Raw genomic sequence first — 17,748 nt, 5'->3', positions numbered from 1 at the left:
CTCTCCATATTAAAATTGAGAAATTGGGGTTAAGTTACTTAACAATATTTTTATTTAAAACCAGTAACTTATTAATAATCCTGCTGATAATAAAAAGCCAAAAATCGTATTTGTCATCGCTGTTGATTTCATGGCGATGCGCATATACCCTGGATCCTTTGCTCCTTTTTGGAAACTTTGAATGGCGGAGATTGGCTTTCTCAAACCTAGGAACATCACTAATGCCCAAGGGCTTATATAACCCATCAATACAATTACCGCGATCCATAAATAAGCAATGAAAAAGGCTACCGCTAGTGTTACTATTGCTTTTTCTCTCCCAAGGAGGATGACTAATGTCTTTCTTCCACCTTTAATATCTTCTTCGATATCTCGGATGTTATTCGACATGTTGATTGCACCGACTAAAATTCCAATTGGAATGGAAATTAATACACTTTCAGTCGTTATCGTATTCGTTTGAATAAAGAAAGCGATGAGTACAAAGCATGTCCCCATCAACAATCCAGAAACTAATTCTCCAAACGGAGTGTACGCAATTGGTAATGGACCACCTGTATATAAATAACCAACTGCCATCCCAATTAAACCAATGACGACTAACCACCAGCTACTATTCATACAAATATAAATGCCAATAAGTGCTGCTACTACGTACAATAAAAGTGCGACTGTTAAAACATTTTTTGGTTTCAATCCATGACGGACAATTCCGCCACCAATTCCAACAGAATCAGCTGTATCTAATCCACGTTTGAAATCATAGTACTCATTAAATAAATTCGTGGCTATTTGCAATGCTAAACATGCAGCCATCATCGCAATAAATAAAAGCCAATCAATTTTGGCAACATAAAGTGATGCCACTGTCCCTAAAATTACAGGAGAAAACGTCGCCGTTAACGTATGCGGGCGCGTCATCTTCCATATTAATTTAGCGGAACTAATTTCTTTTTCATTCCCCATAACTCTGTTCAATCTCCGATACGATAAACTTAACTAAATCTATACAATTCAATCAAATTTACACAAGTTAGTGCTTCAAAGTGTTCTCGCAACCCCGAAGGGACGAGGGGTATAACACTCCACACGAGGCAGTATCGTTACCTCCTATTATCAAGCATTTATTTTACCCATCTTGATAAATTTATCGCAGCATTTAAATCCCTATTGTGATGGCTATTGCATTGAACACAACGCCACTCACGTATTTTTAAACTCCACTGTCCTTCTGGTTGAACTAAATGGTCGTATTGAACTCCGCAACATGAACAAATCTTGCTTGAGGCGAACCATTTATCAGCTTTTACATACGCAATGCCATACTTCTCGCACTTGTATGATAAACATTGAAAGAAGAAGTGTAATTTTTGAAAGGAAAATGCTTTCGATAGTTTTTTGTTTTTTAACAGGTTTGAGATAGATAAGTCTTCCACAACAATCCTCATTGGTTTGGTTTTCACCAATTTAGCTGTTGCTTGATGGACATGGTTATTTCGGATATTCGTAATTTTCCTAGATAACCGCAGGTGCTCCGCTTTCGCTTTTTCATATCCGGCAGATTGAATTTTTACACCTTTTTTAAATCTCCTAGACATATCTCTTTGCGCTGACTTTTTCCTTCTCAAAAGTTTTTTAACCTTAGCATCTTTGTTTATATTTCGTTCTTTCATACCATTAGAAGCTAAAAAAAGTTCTTTTAAACCAACATCCACACCAATCGACTCATTCGTTAGTTCTTGTAATTCAAAGTCTTCTTGGAACCCTACACTAATCCACCAGTGACGACCATCAAAGGTAACTCTTGGATTGGATGGTTTTTTATTCCTTGGTAGTTGTTGGCTTGTTTTCACTTCTCCAATAGACTGAATATGAACGACTTTCTTTCCTATAACCAGTCTTTCATAATTGGCATAAAATCCTTGGATTACATCTTTTTTGGATTTATAAGAAGTGTGATACCCATTTTTGTACTTTTTGAACGAATGTTTTCTCGCCGTATCAAAATCTTTTGAAGCCTGTTTGGGAACTTGTGCATTAATGTCTTTTAACCACTCATATCTCTTTCGCTTCTTGATCTTTGTAAATCGTTTCTGTAAAGCTAACTGTGAAACAGATTTTCCAAATAGCTTATAGTATCTATCACTCATTCTTTTACAATAGTTATAAGCAAATCTTGCAGCGCCAGCATGGTTTCTAAGCAACTTTTCTTGTTCAGGCGTTGGAATCAGTCTAACTTTCTTCGCCAATATCATCAGAATGTAACTCCTTTAATGAAAGATTTGTTCTTCTGAATCGTAGCGTGTTCCACCAGCATTCTCCTGAGACTACTCGGATGCAAACCTGTTAATTCTGATACTTGACTAACTCGTAAAAATTTCATTATCATTCTTACCTCATTAAATTCACAATAGAACATACGTTCGATAAATTCAATGCGGTTTGATAGATTTAATTAAATGTATCTCGTTCAACTAAGGGCGCAATTCCTTAGCCAGTTCTCTTATGAACTTCTCATGTTTTCACATGAGCGCAGACTATATGTTTATCTACTTAGAGATAGAGGATTTTTCCATCACCATAGGCTTGTGATGTACTCTCGCCAGTTATACGAGATAGTCGTTGAACGTTCATCTTATCCATTTTGACTTAGATGATTCGAGGCGGAAGACCCATTGTTCTAGTGTTTAGGATTTAACCTTGCACCATCTGATTGATTTTTTCTGCTTTCGCGACATTCACGCTCGCTATTTCTAGCCACGTTGTAGTTCAATCAGCTTTAGGGATTGCCCGCAGTTAACCCTCACTACTAGCCAATCACTTGACTAGCAGGGCTTACTGATATATTTAATTAACTTTCGTTATAATTGGTTAAATAAATCGTAACAGTTAGTTACCCTACATTTAAGTATAAATTACTAGCAGTATCTTTCTATCTATGTCCTGCCACGCATCTATTATATCAAAAAATGAATTGGTAATAGAACTGTAATGCTCTTGCTTATCCCTCTATCACTCTTGAATTCAGTTTTTCAAAAGAAAATCCGTTGCTCAAATGCGAACAACGGACCTTCTTTATTTGAACCAATGTAAAACATCCTCAGCAATCTCTTCCGGTCTATCCCAATGCATTAAATGCCCTGTATCTTTGTAAAGCTTAGTCGTAATATTAATACGCTTCTTAAATTCTACTATCTGCAATTCTCTTATTTCTAAATAATTATCGGGAAGATCACAATACAACAATAAAATATCGCTTTTAATTTTATGCGGTTTCAATGTTTTATACACCGTATATTGAAACTTAATTACACCTCTAGCGGTATCGCCAGTAGCATGCCATTTCACTTTACTATCTTCTTCTCTCATTAAATCATAAACCGCACGTTCTAGTAATGGTGACCATCTGCTGTAAGCCAGTTTTTCTGATTGGATGAATGTTTCTTTACTATCAAAAATATATTCATCAAAATCGTTTTCGTAATGGGTAATTTCTTCTTCTAATGATCGCGGTGGACACTCTCCTTCTTTCGCATCTTTATATAGATTCGCAAAATAATCCGCATTCATTTTGCCATGATGATAACCACCATCTAACAATACTATTTTATTCACTTTTTCTGGACATTCTGCTGCATAGTGAAGCGCAACACTTGCTCCCCATGAATGTGCTACTATATGAAAGGTTTCTTTTCCTATATGCTCAAGTAATGCTACTACCCAATTTGTTAAATGGGATGCACCGTAATCTTCATCCTTCTCAAAATTTTGGGTTTTCCCATGTCCAGGTAGATCAAACGATACAATATGATAGCTATCTTTTAAAAGTTCCGCTACTTCTATAAAACTTAATTTTGTACTTCCTAAACCATGAAAACAAATGATTTGAGGATTACTTTTATCTCCCCATTCACAAACACTTGCTTCATATTCACCAAATTCTACAAAAAAGTGATTCATTTTTAATCTCCTCTAATTATTATATGTAAATTAGTTTGAATGAAAAATTGTTTTTTCAGAATAAATAAATTCTACAAAATTACTCAAATCCCTTTTTCATAAATGGTCTTTATAGACTACGAAAGTTAGAAAGTACTAACCGCTTATCATTTCAGTTAATGGTTAGACTACATCTTCACACCTATGAAATGAATATAGTTTAATAATTGTACTATACGTTTATCATATGTGTGATGTTTCAGAGTTCTATCCAGTCCATTTTTTGCTATTTGTTTTCTTTCTTGTACATGTTCCAAATAATACTCCGCTTTTTCTATAAACTCCGATGCACTATTAAAAGTTTCTATTTCAACACCCGGTATGTAATGCTTTCCTACATCTGGGCGTATATCAGTTAATTGAAAAGAACCTACAGCATTAATTTCAAACGTCCTATTATTTACTGAATATGCTTGGATATTTGCAGCATTACAATTCAATTCCTGATCACTTGGTGAGCGATGTAAATTTATATTGATTTTAGTCGATACGTAAAATTGCAATGCATCCTCATACTTCGCAAGTGGCAGGAGTTGTATTTTCTCCTTTAACCTTTCATAATTCTTTAAATTCTCCCAACCAAATCCTACAATTTTTATGTTTTTTTCTGCTACATACTCTGAAATAGAATCAACAAAGGTAAGTCTATTTTCAAATGCTGTACCTATAAAACTAAGATCATACTTATATGTATCTTCTTTCTGAGAAGGTTTAAACACATCTTGATTTGCTGCTAACGGAAGATGAAACACATTCTTACATCCTAACCCTCTATAAAATTTGATACAATTTAAATCTTGCGTAAATATGTAATCATAATACGGCACAAGATGTTGTGTTACATCCGTATAATAAGGATCATCTGTCAGCCAAAGTCCAGTAGTAAATCCCGCATTCTTTAGGACTGGCATGATACTACTAAATTCTTCGCTTAAACCACTTAGTACCAAAATAAAATCAGGTTTCACTTTCAATGCGGTTTTTATAGCTTTTTCCGGATTCACCATAATGGTATTGCTATTTACCTTTTGTAAACTATTCAAAATTGCGGCTTCGATCATTGGATAATAAAAAGGAATTCCCGATTGAATAAATAAAATTTTCTTAGGCGTATTGTCTTTCATGTCATCTCCCCTATTTCTACATAATTAAAGTGCACAAAAATTAGCAGTCTTTATTCATTTTCATGGCCTCTTACTTTACATGTATAAGCACGGCTTATGTCCATTATGTTGAAGTTCCCTTATTTTAGAAGCTGTCACAAAGGGAATAAAGTTAGGTTATATTCAGCCCAATTATTAAACATAGAGAATGAATACAAAAAAAAAGAGCCTGCTCGTATAAGTTGGCTCTTTCTCTTTTACAATATCTAATACGCTATAGAGTATAAAAACATGGTTAAAATCAAATTATTTCCAAACAACTCCTCGCCGCTCGTATTCCATTCTATATTCAACAGCAGCTGCAATTTTAGGACTTGCGAACTTTTCCGTAATCCAAAGAGCTAAATCAAGTCCTGAAGTAACTCCTCTTGCAGTAATAACATTCCCTTGATCTACAATTCTATAAGGAAGAAGTTCTGCTCCATATTCACTCGTTTCACCCTGCGCCAAATGATGCATTGTTGCCTTTTGACCGTTCAATATACCGGATGCAGCTAGTAGCATACCTCCTGTACAAACTCCAGCAACAATCGTTCCTTCATTGTTCATCTCTCTAATCATTTTGGTTAAAATACCAAGCTCTGCTTGCTTTCGTACCCCATGTTCAGCTTTATGATTCCAGCCACCACCAGGTACAATTAACAAATCTGGACGATTATCCATGCGTAAAAAATCATGTAGTTTCACCGTCACTCCAAACGAAGTAGTAACTTCTTGTTTTGGCTCACTTGAAACGAATTCAACTGTAAACGGAGCCCCTTCTTCTATCGCTCTTTTCAGTACTTCAAAAGGTGCAAAGGAGACGAGCTCTCCAAATCCATCAAACAATACAATTTGTATTTTCATTTTTAGAACACCTCATATCGATTCTTATGTGAATCGCAAATTAGGAGAATGCATGTTATGTACAAATTAACAATGAAGATAGCCTTTCTCCTCTTACTCTATAAACTTCCAAATGTTCTTCTAATTTCCTCTTATCACTTATTACACTTAGTGTTTTCTTCACAAAATTCCAATTTAAACTACCGGATAACCATAGTAACGAAGAAAGTCTTTTGTAATCATTTGATGTTACAATATTATGAGCTCCATACCCTTCTAAAAATGCTCTAGCAACACTCGGACTTACTTCATGTGATTGTATTCCTTCTGTGCGAGAATACCACTTTAGTAAAAAGGCTAGTCCTTCAATACGATCAACATAGCCAATCGATTCAACATCTACAATTCCTTTTACAGACTGATTTGAATCCCATAAGACATTTAAAGGATTTAAATCAGTTTGTACAATAAACTCTAAATTACTCTTATGCGCGCATTCTATATGGTACTTAGCGAAATCTATATAACCTCTCAATCCCTTACTTGTACACCCCTTATTTTCTAATAACTTGATAAACTCACCATATCCATCTAAATGAGATTTCTTTTGAAAAGTCGAGCTTTGAAACGTACTAGAAATATCATGTATCTTTCTTGCTTCCTTTCCAAAGACTTCTGCCATCGTTTCTGTACAATGAGTAACATGTTCCCCTTCTATCCAAGTAGACAATACAAACCGGTACTGTTCCTCATTCCAAGTGACACATGTAAAGGAATCCCCTGCCTTATTCTCCTTAACCTGCATAAATGGAATTCCATGCTCTCGTAAATAATACGTAAACCGCACTTGCTCATTCAATTGTTCATTTGATAACGGCCCAAAAGCTGGATTGATTGTTCGCTTGCTGTTTATAAATCTTGCGGAATATCGCTTTCCATTTACGATGATTTTATAGTGTAAATCTGTATGCCAACTATTCTTATGTAATTCTTCTTCCACTACTAATGTATGAATTTCTTTAAAATAATTCATTACTACATTTCTTATTATGTGTTTCATCCGATTCTCCTTACATGTAAAAATCCTCGATGATAGGTTTGTAAAATACATTTCATTTACTCAAAAGGAAAATAATATCCTACGTAATTAAACACATTGGTAAAACCTACATTTTCTACAACGGCCACAGAAGGCTTATTTAATTCCATGCAGTCCCAATATGGAATGATATTATTCTCCAAACACTCTGTTACGAAACTATGAGCCACCGTTTGAGCTAATTTTCTCCCTTGGTGACCTTCTATTGTTTCAATATCTATACAGTGTATATTGTCAAAGACGAACCCCGAAAAACAAACACTTACAATCATGTTGTCAAAAACTATACAATAACCTATTCCCTCGTTAAAAAATTCATCCGTTGAGGACCAAAACTCTAAAATTTTCGATTGTAAAAACTCAATATTTTTCAATGAATCTCTTTGATTCTCATAAAGAGTTTTACTCATTTTCAACACTATATACCCATGTTCAATTTTAGGCTCATGATTCCCCACATAATCTTCTTCCTTTAGCGTATACACTCTTTGATTCCAACTCTTTAAGTTACGGTGCTGAAATATTCTTTCAATTTTGAATGATTTCCGATTCCTTCAAAGCAAGTTAGTCCAACCTTTCTAGCCTCAGGTATTATTACATTATCAATAAAGCTATTCATTTCATTATTAAATGTTTCATTTTCAGCATTGCCAATAAAAAAGAAGCCATCATTATTCCCTAACCAAATAAGTCCTGCATTAGGAGAAGAAATGTGATCTACAAATATACGCCCCGGATTCACTCCTGCAATTACAGCCTTTACTTCTAATTGACCTTTTGCATTTACTAAACCATTACATTTATAAAAATCATCCTTGTTCAATTCAGAAATCATATGTTCCGCCCCCCTGAAACTGCTCTATTTTAACTTTACCACCATGACAGAATATTCTCTATTTATTTTAATAGTTGTTTTAAATCAATAAAGGAAAGAGCCAATCCCCTATAAAATAGAAGATTGACTCTTTCCTTTATTTACTCCCCTGTTTCAGAAAAGCGCTTTATACGTTCACCAATTTCATCACGAACTCGCTGAAACTCAGCCCACTCTTTTCCTGCTGGATCATCAAATCCCCAGTGAACACGATTCACGTGCGGAGGTGTTGAAGAGCAGACAGAATCTGCGTGACTACAAAGCGTAACGACTAAATCAGCACGATTTAAAATGTTTGCATCAATTATATCTGATGTTTGATTTATTATGTCAATATTTACTTCGTTCATTGCTTTAATAGCATTTGGATTCACTCCATGTGCTTCGATTCCCGCAGAATACACATTCCACTTATCCCCTAAATATTGTTTCCCCCATGCTTCTGCCATTTGGCTTCGGCATGAATTTCCTGTACATAAAAAGTAGATTATCTTTTTGTTTTCCATGTTGTGTTCCACCTTTGTTTTTAAGTTGATTGATCATTAAAATATTTACGTTTAAACCAAAAAGCAACATTTACAAGTGCAATCATGACAGGTACTTCAACTAACGGTCCAATGACAGCTGCGAATGCTGCGCCCGAATGAATACCAAACACACCCACTGCTACAGCAATCGCTAACTCAAAATTATTACTACCTGCTGTAAACGCTAACGTTGTAGTCACCGGATAGTTTGCACCAATTTTTCTCCCCATAAAGAAAGAAACGAAAAACATTACAATAAAATAGATTAATAACGGAATCGCTATTCTTACAACATCTAATGGTACGCTAACAATCATTTCCCCTTTTAAGGAGAACATAACGATGATTGTAAATAGTAATGCGAGTAGTGTAAGTGGACTAATCTTAGGTATAAATACCTTTTCATACCACTGTCTTCCTTTTAACTTAACTAGTACAAAGCGTGTCAACATACCTGCTATAAAAGGAATTCCTAAATAGATACATACTGATTTCGCTACTTCTACCATTGTAATATTAACAATAGCACCTTCAATCCCTAACCATTCTGGAATGACTGTTACAAACACGTATGCATAAACCGAGAAGAATAACATTTGAAATACCGAATTAAAAGCCACTAAACCTGCCGCATATTCTTTATCACCATCAGCTAGATCATTCCAAACAATGACCATTGCAATGCAACGTGCTAACCCAATCATAATGAGACCAACCATGTATTCTGGTTTATCAGGAAGAAAAATAATTGCTAACACAAACATAAGTACCGGACCAATAATCCAGTTTTGTACTAAAGATAAAACTAACACTTTTACATCTTTAAATACTCGGCCCATTTCCTCATAGCGAACTTTTGCTAATGGTGGATACATCATGACAATTAAACCAACAGCAAGCGGAATAGACGTCGTTCCAACCTGTAATGTATTCAGTCCGTCTACTACACTAGGGAATACAAATCCTAAACCAATCCCAACAACCATCGCTAGAAAAATCCATAGTGTTAAATATCGGTCTAGAAAAGATAAACGTTTCATTTTATTTTCCATCTCCTATTAACAACAAGAATTTTTAGCTACCTCATTTGAAGTCGTGCAACAAGATGACTCTTCTATTTGATGAACATCACTATGTGCTTTCGTATAAAAGAATTCCCACTCATTCCCATCAGGATCCGTTACCCAAAACTTATCTTGAACCGCATAGCAACAAGTCGTATCCATCTCATCACGAGCGAAGAAACCTTCTTTTTCTAATCGTTCTTTATGTAATGTGATTTCTTCAGCTGTATCCACTTGGAAACCGAAATGATTTACCTGATTTCCCTTCACTTCATCTCGTACGTTCAGCGTAAAATTAAGCCCTGGCGTCTCTAATAAAAATTTTGCATAATCCGTTTTCACCTTAACTGGCGATACACCAAATACCTTTTCGTAAAACTCAATAGACTTCTCTAAATTCGTAACATTTATACCAACGTGAACATATCTCATACCTTATTCCTCCTCTTTATATGTCATTGATCAAGTTTTTTTGATTAATAGCGCAAAATTTTAACAACAGCTACCTTTTCCTGTTTTTCTAAAAATACAGCACAATTCTTCTGATAATAAATTATTTACTTCCGCATCATTTAAATCATAATAACTCCACGTACCTTTTGTTTCTTTTACAATTAAACCTGCATCTAATAAAATCTTTAAATGATAGGACAACTTAGATTGTGTCATTTCAAAAATCTCTGTTAAATCACATACACACGTCTGCCCCCGCTGGCAAAGTTCATACATGATTTCTAAACGCTTTTGATCCGCTAATGCTTTGAATTTTTTCTCATAGAGCTGGAAATTTTGCGCCACTGTAGTTCACTTCCCTTCATCAACTTTTTTTGATGTTTATAGTATATACGTAGATGAGTTCTATATGCAACTTATTAATCAAGTTTTTTTGATTTATCAAAAAAACTCCCTCGCATCATAACTTTGTTACAATTAAAAAAGACCATAGCCTTTTCAAAAATGAAAAACTACGGTTCTTTTTACAATTTAATAGTTACAATATTTCGGAGGAATGGAGTCTCTATAACTGTTTTAAATTTTAATTTGACCATTATAGAGTAGTGCCCCATCATCCTCAATCTAAGAAAAACAAATACCCCAATATGAGAAAAATCGATATAACTCTTCGGCAAATAAAGATAACTCTTGTTTTTGGTGCATATTCATAAAAAGCACGTCACCCTTTCTCATTAACATAAGAGAATGGTAACGTGTTTTTAATTTCAAAAATAGTTTAAATCCTTAAGTTGATGGTTGTGGGGCGGACCCCCAATAAGAACGGTATCTAAGGTTGTATGCGAGATGTTAGTTCCATTCCAAAGGCCTCAGCCGACAATTAACTCAAGTACCGGTTTCGGATGACCCCCATGTGATGAATTTCGTGTCCTGCAATGCCGTACGCGAGGGCGCGCGCCGTAATGCTTAGGTTGTTGGCTGTGCCCTTACGGGTCCACGCCTCCGCTGGTAGCCCGCGCAGCAATGTAATCGTTGATTGTCGTACGGCCCGGTAGTCTTCGGCCAATTGCGCGGTTGTCCAGCTTCCGAAAGGAGGTATGAATAATTCCTGATCGAAACCGGTCAAAGGCGTCTGGTCCCCTCTTGCGAACCGGAGCAGGCGGTAGGTCATGACGCGTTCCGCGTCTGTAATGTGGCCCACAACTTCTTTCAGTGTCCATTTTCCTTCCGCATACCGATATGCGGCCTGGCTTTCGGTCAACGATGCCAGGAGCTCGATCATTTGCTTTTCCTGGGCAAGCAGAATGTCGATGATGTTACCGTCCGGCACCAAACGGATATATTCGCCGGAGCTCCCAGCGTATTCTTCTTCTGACGGTCTTTGATTCATGCGTAGTCACCTCTTTATGTAGATATAGAAAATTATAGCACTCGTCTATGTCTAATCAATTCGCGAAATGATAGCACTTCCCTTCTAATAATTGAGGATAAGCAACTTTTTAGTAGGTCGGTCACCACACTATCCTGACTCGTTAGTACAATAAGTAATGCTAATCAATAATGCATAAAAATTATCTGTTATACAATACTTCGAAGGTATTAATATATATTGGATTATTCCGAAACATACATAAATACATTTTGTCGAAACTATTAAAAAGGGAGAATTTCTCTAGTTGAAGAATTAATAATTGTGTTACCAATATGTAAAAATCTCAATTTAAAACTAAAGGAGAACAAAATGGGAAAAATAATTGTATCGATGTACCTCTCACTAGATGGTGTCATGGAGAAACCAGCTTGGACTGCTCCATACTTCAATGAAGAAGTAGCAAAATTTCAATCCGATTTACTGTTTGAAAGTGAAGCGCTTCTACTAGGGCGAGTAACCTATCAAGGTTTTGCAGCTGCCTGGCCTTCTATGACTGATGAAGAGGGTTTTGCTGATAAGATGAACAGCATGCCTAAATTTGTTGCTTCAACAACTTTGGAAAAAACCGAATGGAATGCAAATCTTATCAAGGGTAATATTGTATAAGAAGTATCGAAACTGAAGGAACAGCCCGGTCAGAACCTTTTAATCTATGGCAACAGTGAGCTTACACAAACATTAATGCAACATGACCTCATTGATGAATATCACTTTATAGTCAATCCCGTTATCCTAGGGAGCGGAAAGCGTCTCTTTAAAGACCAGAACAATACAAAACCATTAAAACTTATAGAAACAAAAACGACCAGTTCAGGTGTCGTTATTCTTTCCTATCAGCCGGAGAAAAAAGAATAATTATTGATAAATTATCTTGTAAAAATTGCACGGGTTAGTACTTTATCAGTCATACCTACATAAGCATTGGATATTCCATATGTTTGTCCTGTTTGGAGAGAGCTCATTAATACCTCCATATCTAGCTGTATATACTCTGTACCTTTCTTTATTCTTCCATCCTGAAAATAATCAGGTTTGCAATTTTTACAGCCCATACAAAGACAAGGATCCAGAGAGTAATGATAATAATGCCTGTTATCCAATTCTTTGGTTTGCTTGTTATCTGTCTTTCCTCTACCTTTCTTTTACAATCCTCCAACACTTCTTTAGGAATAAGTTTTAATGCCAAGTATACACCTAATGGTACAAGAATCAAATCATCAAGATACCCCAAGATAGGAATGAAGTCTGGGATTAAATCTATAGGACTAAAAGCATAGGCAACAACAAGCATTGTAAATAATTTAGCATACCAAGGGACTCTTTCATCTCGATATGCCAAATAAAGTACAAGAAGTTGTTTTTTTTAGTTTCTAGCCCATTTTTTCATTTTTTGTATGATAGATATTTTTTCTTCTGTTTCTATCGGTTTATTTTGAGTCAAATTATTCCTCTCCCATTTTATTACTACGTACATCTTCTCAGAATTGTTCTTATTAACTGTATAATAATTGCATAGCTACTATTGAGTCTAATACTTTATTTTAATAAAAACTATTTATAATATAAAACCTAATGATCAGTCTACATTTTATTAATCAATAAATTAGAAGGATAAGGGATAAGAAACACGTTTAAATCAACTAGGTTTAATCTAATCCAGTTTTTAAATGGGAACAAGCATGTGAGGGAGGGATCCCCAGATTTTCGTTCTGGGGTATTCTTTAATTTTAACCTGATAGACATAGGATATGTGTTGTTTTAAAGAAAATAGCAAAAGCGTATTTTGACTAGATGATCAAAATACACTTTTTTCTTTCTTTATTTATTTTGTAAAAGGTGTATAGGTTTAGCCGATAATGATTGTTTTGCTGCTATCCATACAACAATTATTGTTGTTATAACAGATAAAAGTATGCCTAAAATGGACCAAGTCATATCTATTTTCATCGGCATTTGGAATAAGAAGCGTAAAGTGATGCCTGAAAAGGCTAGGGCAATTCCAGCACCAACTAATCCAGCCGATAGGGAGATAATCGTGTTTTCTAATAAGATAGACTTCATCAAATTACTAGAAGACATACCAACTGTTTTCATAATAGCAACATCTCGTGTCTGTTGCATTAAGCGAATGACAACTTGATTTCCAATTGTAAGAACAGCTGTTAAAAATGCGAACAACGCTACAATTGAGAAGAAAGCACTTTGCATTTGAATAATATACTGAAGACTATCGATTGCTGTAGCGGCAATTGAATATGCCATTGCTGAACCAGGAAGTTTTTCATTTAATTCTGTTAATATAGCATTTGTTTTTTTAGGATCACTATCTAAGGAATAAGTAATTCGGCTTGGTTTCCCATATGTAGCTAATGTTTCAGTTGGAATACGGATGCCAACGGTTTTAACTACACCAGATTTAAAGAAACCTATAATTTCGCAGTTTATTAATTCATTTCCAATTTGAATGTCAACTGTATCCCCGACTTTTACACCTAATTTCTTATAGCTGTCCAAAAGAATTGCTTTTTTCCCCTTTGCATCCGATAGAGCTAAATCACGCCCTTCAGATATCATATAGGATCTAGAGTTAAGAGAGGTATCTACCCCTTCTATTGAAATTTTAGTTGAGCTAAAAAATTTATCATCTTTTATATTTTTCATGAATATAGATGCTGCGTCCACTCCGTTAATATTTTGGAGTCTTCCATCTAATTGATAACCTTTTTTCGATCCTTTTATGTCCTTAATAGATTGTAGCTGCTTTTCAACGTTCCCTTCGTCATGAATGGAACTTGTAATAAGGATATTTCCCATTGCCTCTCTTTCCAATTGACCTTGAACTGACTCAATTAAATTGTCTGCAAATACATGACTAGAGACAACAGAAACAACACCAATAGTTAAGGTAACTGCTAATAAACCATTTCGTTTACTTGTAGTAGCCATGTTGTGTAAAGCAAGAAAGAGGCTTTGTGGCATTATGCTTTTCATGGCGCCAATTAATCTGAATAATAAAGAATATATAAACCCTATAAATCGGACAAAAGTAAAAATAAATAACAGAACTGCAGTTGTAAGTAAAAGAGCAAGAAACCACTTAAAGACTGCGTTGCCATTTGTATTTGTTGTGAAAGCTATATTGTAAACATAAATAGAAAGAATGCCACAAGTAAATATAAAAAGTTGAAATTTCTTTTTAAATGGTAAAGCATAATTCACACTTGTGTTCTCAGTATCACGTAACATTTGAAGTGGTGATACACACATTCCACTTTTTACTGGTATCCAAGAAGCTAAGAAGGTTACAATTAATCCCACAATAATTGTTGTAAAAATTACGGACCATGAAATTCCCCAATGTAGCGGTAGTGAAAGCACGTCTGCTAGATAGGACGTCAGCCAAACACTAGCTAATAAGCCGAGTACAATCCCACCAACTGTTCCGAGAATCGCTAGCCATAATGCTTCTGATAGAAAATATCGAATAATATATTTAGTTTTCATTCCTACGGACTTCATAACAGCGATATCATGCGTACGTGAAGCAATAATGACTTTCATTGTATTAGAAGTAGTAATAGCGGCAATTCCAAGAGCTAATATACTGAAAAGCTGAAGAAATGGTAACAACATCCGTAAATCTTTCTGTTTCTCTAGCTCTTTATCCTGAACATCTATTACACTACTTTGTGGTAATTGTTTTTGAATATTCTTTTTAAAAGAAGAGATATTAACATTTTCATTTAATAAGATTAATGCTTCATTAATTGTGCCTGCAGGTACATTTAAGAGCTGCTGTGCTTGATCTAAAGGTAAATAGGCAGTTCCAAAAATCGAAGCATCGCCATAGGATTCTTGGACACCTTCTACTAAACCACTAATTTTATAAGAGGTCATTGCCCCAGTAAAACGGTTAGGAATCTCAACTCTATCTCCTACTTTGACTTGCAAACGGTCAGCTGTATTTTTGGAAAGTAGTAGTTCATCTTTATGTAAAGTACGAATATTAGGAAACAGATTATCACCAAAGAAAGGATAGTGGTTCGTTTCAATTCCCTTTACAATTAAACTTGTTGTTTTCCGATCAGATTTGACCATACTTTGACCTAATAAAGAAGTTGTGAGCGCTTTCTGTTCTTCTTTAGGAATGGAAGAAATAAGAGTTTCGCGATCCATCGGTTTTAAATAGGATTGAACTGACACATTCCCTCCTAAAAGAATTTTAGAGGATTCGTGAATAGATCGCGGAACCAGCTCTACCAACATAGACATAGAAAAGAAACTAGCTACTCCTATTAAAATACTGAACACAGTAAAAAAAGTTCTTAAACGATTACGTGCTAAACTACGTAGTGCAGATTTTAGTAGCATGGTGTTATGCCACCTTCTTGCTCACTAGATTTTGTATGGTCGTTAAAGGTTTCTTGAACGAGGAGGCCATCTTCCATTTTTAAAACACGATCTGAAAGTTTTGCCACATGCGTATCATGTGTAGCAATAATAAACGTCATCTGGAGTTGGTCACGTAGTTGAAAAATTAAGTCCAAAATATTTTTTCCTGTTTTGGAATCTAAGTTCCCAGTTGGTTCATCAGCAATAACAATGGCTGGATTATTTATTAATGCACGAGCAATTGCTACACGCTGCTGTTGACCTCCAGATAGCTGGCTTGGTAAATGATGATATCGTTCTTTCATCCCAACAAGGTCCAACATTTCCCTAGACTTTGTTATCATTTCTTTTTGGCTTCTTACTCCAGCGCACATAAGTGCCATCATAACATTTTCTTGAGCGGTCATTGTTGTGATTAAATTATACGATTGAAAAACAAAACCAATCTTTTTTGCACGGAAATCAGCTAGCTTTTCTTCTGACATGGAGGTAATATCTTGTTGTTCAATAATAATACGTCCTTCGGTAGGGGTATCCAATGATCCCAGTATTCCAAGTAGTGTGGATTTTCCGCTTCCACTAGGACCAATAATACTAACAATCTCTCCAGAATAAAATTTAGTGCTAAGCCCTTTTAAAATTTGAATTGTTCCTGCTTCGGTTTCATAAGCTTTCTTGATTTTTTCTACTTGAAGGATGGTTTGTTTGTTTATCATCCTTTTCCCTCCCGGCCCTTTTAAATTTTAATGTAAAGACAACTATTGTTCTAATTAAAACTATAATTATTACAATAATGGCACCTTTTGCATTTCCCCATGTGAACGAATCTAGCGATGTGAATAAATAGATGGTATATCGAAGAATGAACCAGATAGCAGTGATAACTGAACAAAAATATATACTAGCATATGTAAGAAATGCTATTTTATAGTGCCTGTTCATCCTCTTAATTGTATCATTAAATTGCTTTCGATAATCAGGCTTGAAAAAAAAGTATCCCAGGAGACCACTTTTCACCAATTGGAAGGTTCTAGTATGCAAGTTTGCAATTCCTAGAATGTCAGTAAGAACCCAAAAACCGTCATATTGTAAAAATGGATATAAGTTATATAGAACTGTAATGAGTATGAATTGATTTGCTACAAAAAATTCCTGGAATCCTGAAATAAAATAACACAACTCAAATAATATAAATATCCATAATTCAAAGTAAATTCCGCCCAGGTCAATAACTACTCTTTGTCGTCTAGGCAATCGCCAGGTATCACTTAAATCAACAAATAAAACAGGCCGCATCATATAAAGACCCATTCCGACGTCTTTAGGTTGTATTTTATATCGATAAGCAGCAACTATATGACCAAGTTCATGGACAATCATGGAAAATAATAGCAGTAAAATTGCAATAGTAAATTTATAAACAGATCCAAATGTGTTTGATATATTTTCAGTATTAGCCTGAAAAAAATAATGTATTAGACTTATACTGAAGAAAATACTAAATAAAACAAATACGCCCCGAAAGAATAAGAATTCGAAATATTCGGATGCCTTTTTTAAGTAAGAAGCGTGGAAAATTGCTATTCTAAATGTAATTGCAGAGTGATGAGATGCTTTTTTTTCAGAACCAACTAAAACCCCTTTTGGTAATAGATGTTCATTTATCAGTTCTGTTAACTCATTTATAGTAATATTGCCATCGTGATTCGTTTGTACCATTGTACATATATCCCCTATGGATGTGGTTCCATCCATATAATTGAATAAATTTCTCAGTGATTCAGTGACTTTTAATTGTAATCCGTTATCAAATTTTATTAAATAACGAGGCCCCTCCTCCCAAACATCCATATTATAAACTTCGTATGGAATTAACTTTGGAAAGATATTTTGCGATGCTGTCAAATTGATCACATCCTT

At 35.0% G+C, this 17,748-nt stretch carries 15 protein-coding genes and 3 pseudogenes; 1 reads left to right on the top strand and 17 read right to left on the bottom strand.

Annotated elements, in window-relative coordinates:
• Nucleotides 1-54: 54 nt before the first annotated feature.
• The 12 genes and pseudogenes from menA to MR083_RS10400 all read right to left on the bottom strand — a co-directional run bounded on the left by menA (nucleotide 55) and on the right by MR083_RS10400 (nucleotide 11,394).
• Nucleotides 55-966 (bottom strand): 1,4-dihydroxy-2-naphthoate polyprenyltransferase, encoded by a 912-nt coding sequence (gene menA / locus MR083_RS10455; protein WP_242269160.1) that lies wholly within the window; start codon nucleotides 964-966, stop codon nucleotides 55-57.
• A gap of 158 nt (nucleotides 967-1,124) precedes the next feature.
• Nucleotides 1,125-2,255, bottom strand: coding sequence for an RNA-guided endonuclease InsQ/TnpB family protein (locus tag MR083_RS10450; protein WP_242269158.1), 1,131 nt, complete (start codon nucleotides 2,253-2,255; stop codon nucleotides 1,125-1,127).
• An 820-nt stretch (nucleotides 2,256-3,075) separates the two neighbouring features.
• Entirely contained in the window at nucleotides 3,076-3,960 is an 885-nt protein-coding gene (locus tag MR083_RS10445) for an alpha/beta fold hydrolase (protein ID WP_001015264.1), read from the bottom strand.
• A 167-nt stretch (nucleotides 3,961-4,127) separates the two neighbouring features.
• Entirely contained in the window at nucleotides 4,128-5,123 is a 996-nt protein-coding gene (locus tag MR083_RS10440; protein WP_000654561.1) for a CgeB family protein, read from the bottom strand.
• 285 nt (nucleotides 5,124-5,408) lie between these two features.
• Nucleotides 5,409-6,008 (bottom strand): DJ-1/PfpI family protein, encoded by a 600-nt coding sequence (locus tag MR083_RS10435; RefSeq protein ID WP_000701559.1) that lies wholly within the window; start codon nucleotides 6,006-6,008, stop codon nucleotides 5,409-5,411.
• A 55-nt stretch (nucleotides 6,009-6,063) separates the two neighbouring features.
• Nucleotides 6,064-7,047 carry a phosphotransferase enzyme family protein gene (locus MR083_RS10430; protein ID WP_242269156.1) on the bottom strand — a complete coding sequence of 328 codons (984 nt, stop codon included), beginning with the start codon at nucleotides 7,045-7,047 and terminating at the stop codon, nucleotides 6,064-6,066.
• A 56-nt stretch (nucleotides 7,048-7,103) separates the two neighbouring features.
• Nucleotides 7,104-7,921 (bottom strand): annotated as a pseudogene (locus tag MR083_RS10425) (GNAT family N-acetyltransferase).
• A gap of 140 nt (nucleotides 7,922-8,061) precedes the next feature.
• Entirely contained in the window at nucleotides 8,062-8,466 is a 405-nt protein-coding gene (gene arsC / locus MR083_RS10420; RefSeq protein ID WP_242269154.1) for an arsenate reductase (thioredoxin), read from the bottom strand.
• A 20-nt stretch (nucleotides 8,467-8,486) separates the two neighbouring features.
• Nucleotides 8,487-9,527, bottom strand: a complete 1,041-nt coding sequence (gene arsB, locus MR083_RS10415) for an ACR3 family arsenite efflux transporter (RefSeq protein ID WP_242269151.1) — start codon at nucleotides 9,525-9,527, stop codon at nucleotides 8,487-8,489.
• 18 nt (nucleotides 9,528-9,545) lie between these two features.
• Complete coding sequence (locus tag MR083_RS10410; RefSeq protein WP_001271016.1) at nucleotides 9,546-9,983, bottom strand: ArsI/CadI family heavy metal resistance metalloenzyme; 438 nt, start codon at nucleotides 9,981-9,983, stop codon at nucleotides 9,546-9,548.
• A 60-nt stretch (nucleotides 9,984-10,043) separates the two neighbouring features.
• Complete coding sequence (arsR, locus tag MR083_RS10405; protein ID WP_000068188.1) at nucleotides 10,044-10,349, bottom strand: arsenical resistance operon transcriptional regulator ArsR; 306 nt, start codon at nucleotides 10,347-10,349, stop codon at nucleotides 10,044-10,046.
• Nucleotides 10,350-10,884: 535 nt separating this feature from the next.
• Nucleotides 10,885-11,394: a DinB family protein gene (locus MR083_RS10400; RefSeq protein ID WP_001076309.1), complete on the bottom strand. Its 510-nt coding sequence runs from the start codon at nucleotides 11,392-11,394 to the stop codon at nucleotides 10,885-10,887.
• A 351-nt stretch (nucleotides 11,395-11,745) separates the two neighbouring features.
• Between MR083_RS10400 and MR083_RS10395 the strand changes: the two are divergent.
• Nucleotides 11,746-12,291 (top strand): annotated as a pseudogene (locus tag MR083_RS10395) (dihydrofolate reductase family protein).
• 14 nt (nucleotides 12,292-12,305) lie between these two features.
• Here MR083_RS10395 and MR083_RS10390 read toward each other — a convergent pair.
• From MR083_RS10390 to MR083_RS10370, 5 genes and pseudogenes are all read right to left on the bottom strand, one after another.
• A pseudogene (locus MR083_RS10390) lies at nucleotides 12,306-12,479 on the bottom strand (IS4 family transposase); the annotation flags it as partial.
• Nucleotides 12,440-12,775, bottom strand: a complete 336-nt coding sequence (locus MR083_RS10385) for a YkvA family protein (RefSeq protein WP_230306239.1) — start codon at nucleotides 12,773-12,775, stop codon at nucleotides 12,440-12,442. The pseudogene MR083_RS10390 and the gene MR083_RS10385, both read right to left, overlap by 40 nt.
• A gap of 479 nt (nucleotides 12,776-13,254) precedes the next feature.
• Nucleotides 13,255-15,807: an ABC transporter permease gene (locus MR083_RS10380; RefSeq protein ID WP_242269149.1), complete on the bottom strand. Its 2,553-nt coding sequence runs from the start codon at nucleotides 15,805-15,807 to the stop codon at nucleotides 13,255-13,257.
• A complete protein-coding gene (locus MR083_RS10375) occupies nucleotides 15,798-16,544 on the bottom strand; it encodes an ABC transporter ATP-binding protein (protein WP_000608859.1) in 747 nt (248 codons plus the stop codon). The genes MR083_RS10380 and MR083_RS10375 overlap by 10 nt, the downstream gene beginning before the upstream one ends.
• Nucleotides 16,492-17,733 carry a zinc metalloprotease gene (locus MR083_RS10370; protein WP_000127302.1) on the bottom strand — a complete coding sequence of 414 codons (1,242 nt, stop codon included), beginning with the start codon at nucleotides 17,731-17,733 and terminating at the stop codon, nucleotides 16,492-16,494. The genes MR083_RS10375 and MR083_RS10370 overlap by 53 nt, the downstream gene beginning before the upstream one ends.
• Nucleotides 17,734-17,748: the final 15 nt, after the last annotated feature.

The sequence above is a fragment of the Bacillus cereus group sp. BfR-BA-01408 genome (assembly GCF_022663305.1).
Lineage (GTDB): Bacteria > Bacillota > Bacilli > Bacillales > Bacillaceae_G > Bacillus_A > Bacillus_A pacificus.
The sequence above is the reverse complement of the archived record's forward strand: the minus strand, read 5'-3'. Positions and strand labels throughout refer to the sequence as shown.

Excerpts from the sequence above, each read along its gene's own strand:
- menA (WP_242269160.1), bottom strand. The coding sequence starts at position 966 with ATGGGGAATGAAAAAGAAATTAGTTCCGCTAAATTAATATGGAAGATG.
- MR083_RS10450 (WP_242269158.1), bottom strand. The coding sequence starts at position 2,255 with ATGATATTGGCGAAGAAAGTTAGACTGATTCCAACGCCTGAACAAGAA.
- MR083_RS10445 (WP_001015264.1), bottom strand. The coding sequence starts at position 3,960 with ATGAATCACTTTTTTGTAGAATTTGGTGAATATGAAGCAAGTGTTTGT.
- MR083_RS10440 (WP_000654561.1), bottom strand. The coding sequence starts at position 5,123 with ATGAAAGACAATACGCCTAAGAAAATTTTATTTATTCAATCGGGAATT.
- MR083_RS10435 (WP_000701559.1), bottom strand. The coding sequence starts at position 6,008 with ATGAAAATACAAATTGTATTGTTTGATGGATTTGGAGAGCTCGTCTCC.
- MR083_RS10430 (WP_242269156.1), bottom strand. The coding sequence starts at position 7,047 with ATGAAACACATAATAAGAAATGTAGTAATGAATTATTTTAAAGAAATT.
- arsC (WP_242269154.1), bottom strand. The coding sequence starts at position 8,466 with ATGGAAAACAAAAAGATAATCTACTTTTTATGTACAGGAAATTCATGC.
- arsB (WP_242269151.1), bottom strand. The coding sequence starts at position 9,527 with ATGAAACGTTTATCTTTTCTAGACCGATATTTAACACTATGGATTTTT.
- MR083_RS10410 (WP_001271016.1), bottom strand. The coding sequence starts at position 9,983 with ATGAGATATGTTCACGTTGGTATAAATGTTACGAATTTAGAGAAGTCT.
- MR083_RS10400 (WP_001076309.1), bottom strand. The coding sequence starts at position 11,394 with ATGAATCAAAGACCGTCAGAAGAAGAATACGCTGGGAGCTCCGGCGAA.
- MR083_RS10380 (WP_242269149.1), bottom strand. The coding sequence starts at position 15,807 with ATGCTACTAAAATCTGCACTACGTAGTTTAGCACGTAATCGTTTAAGA.
- MR083_RS10375 (WP_000608859.1), bottom strand. The coding sequence starts at position 16,544 with ATGATAAACAAACAAACCATCCTTCAAGTAGAAAAAATCAAGAAAGCT.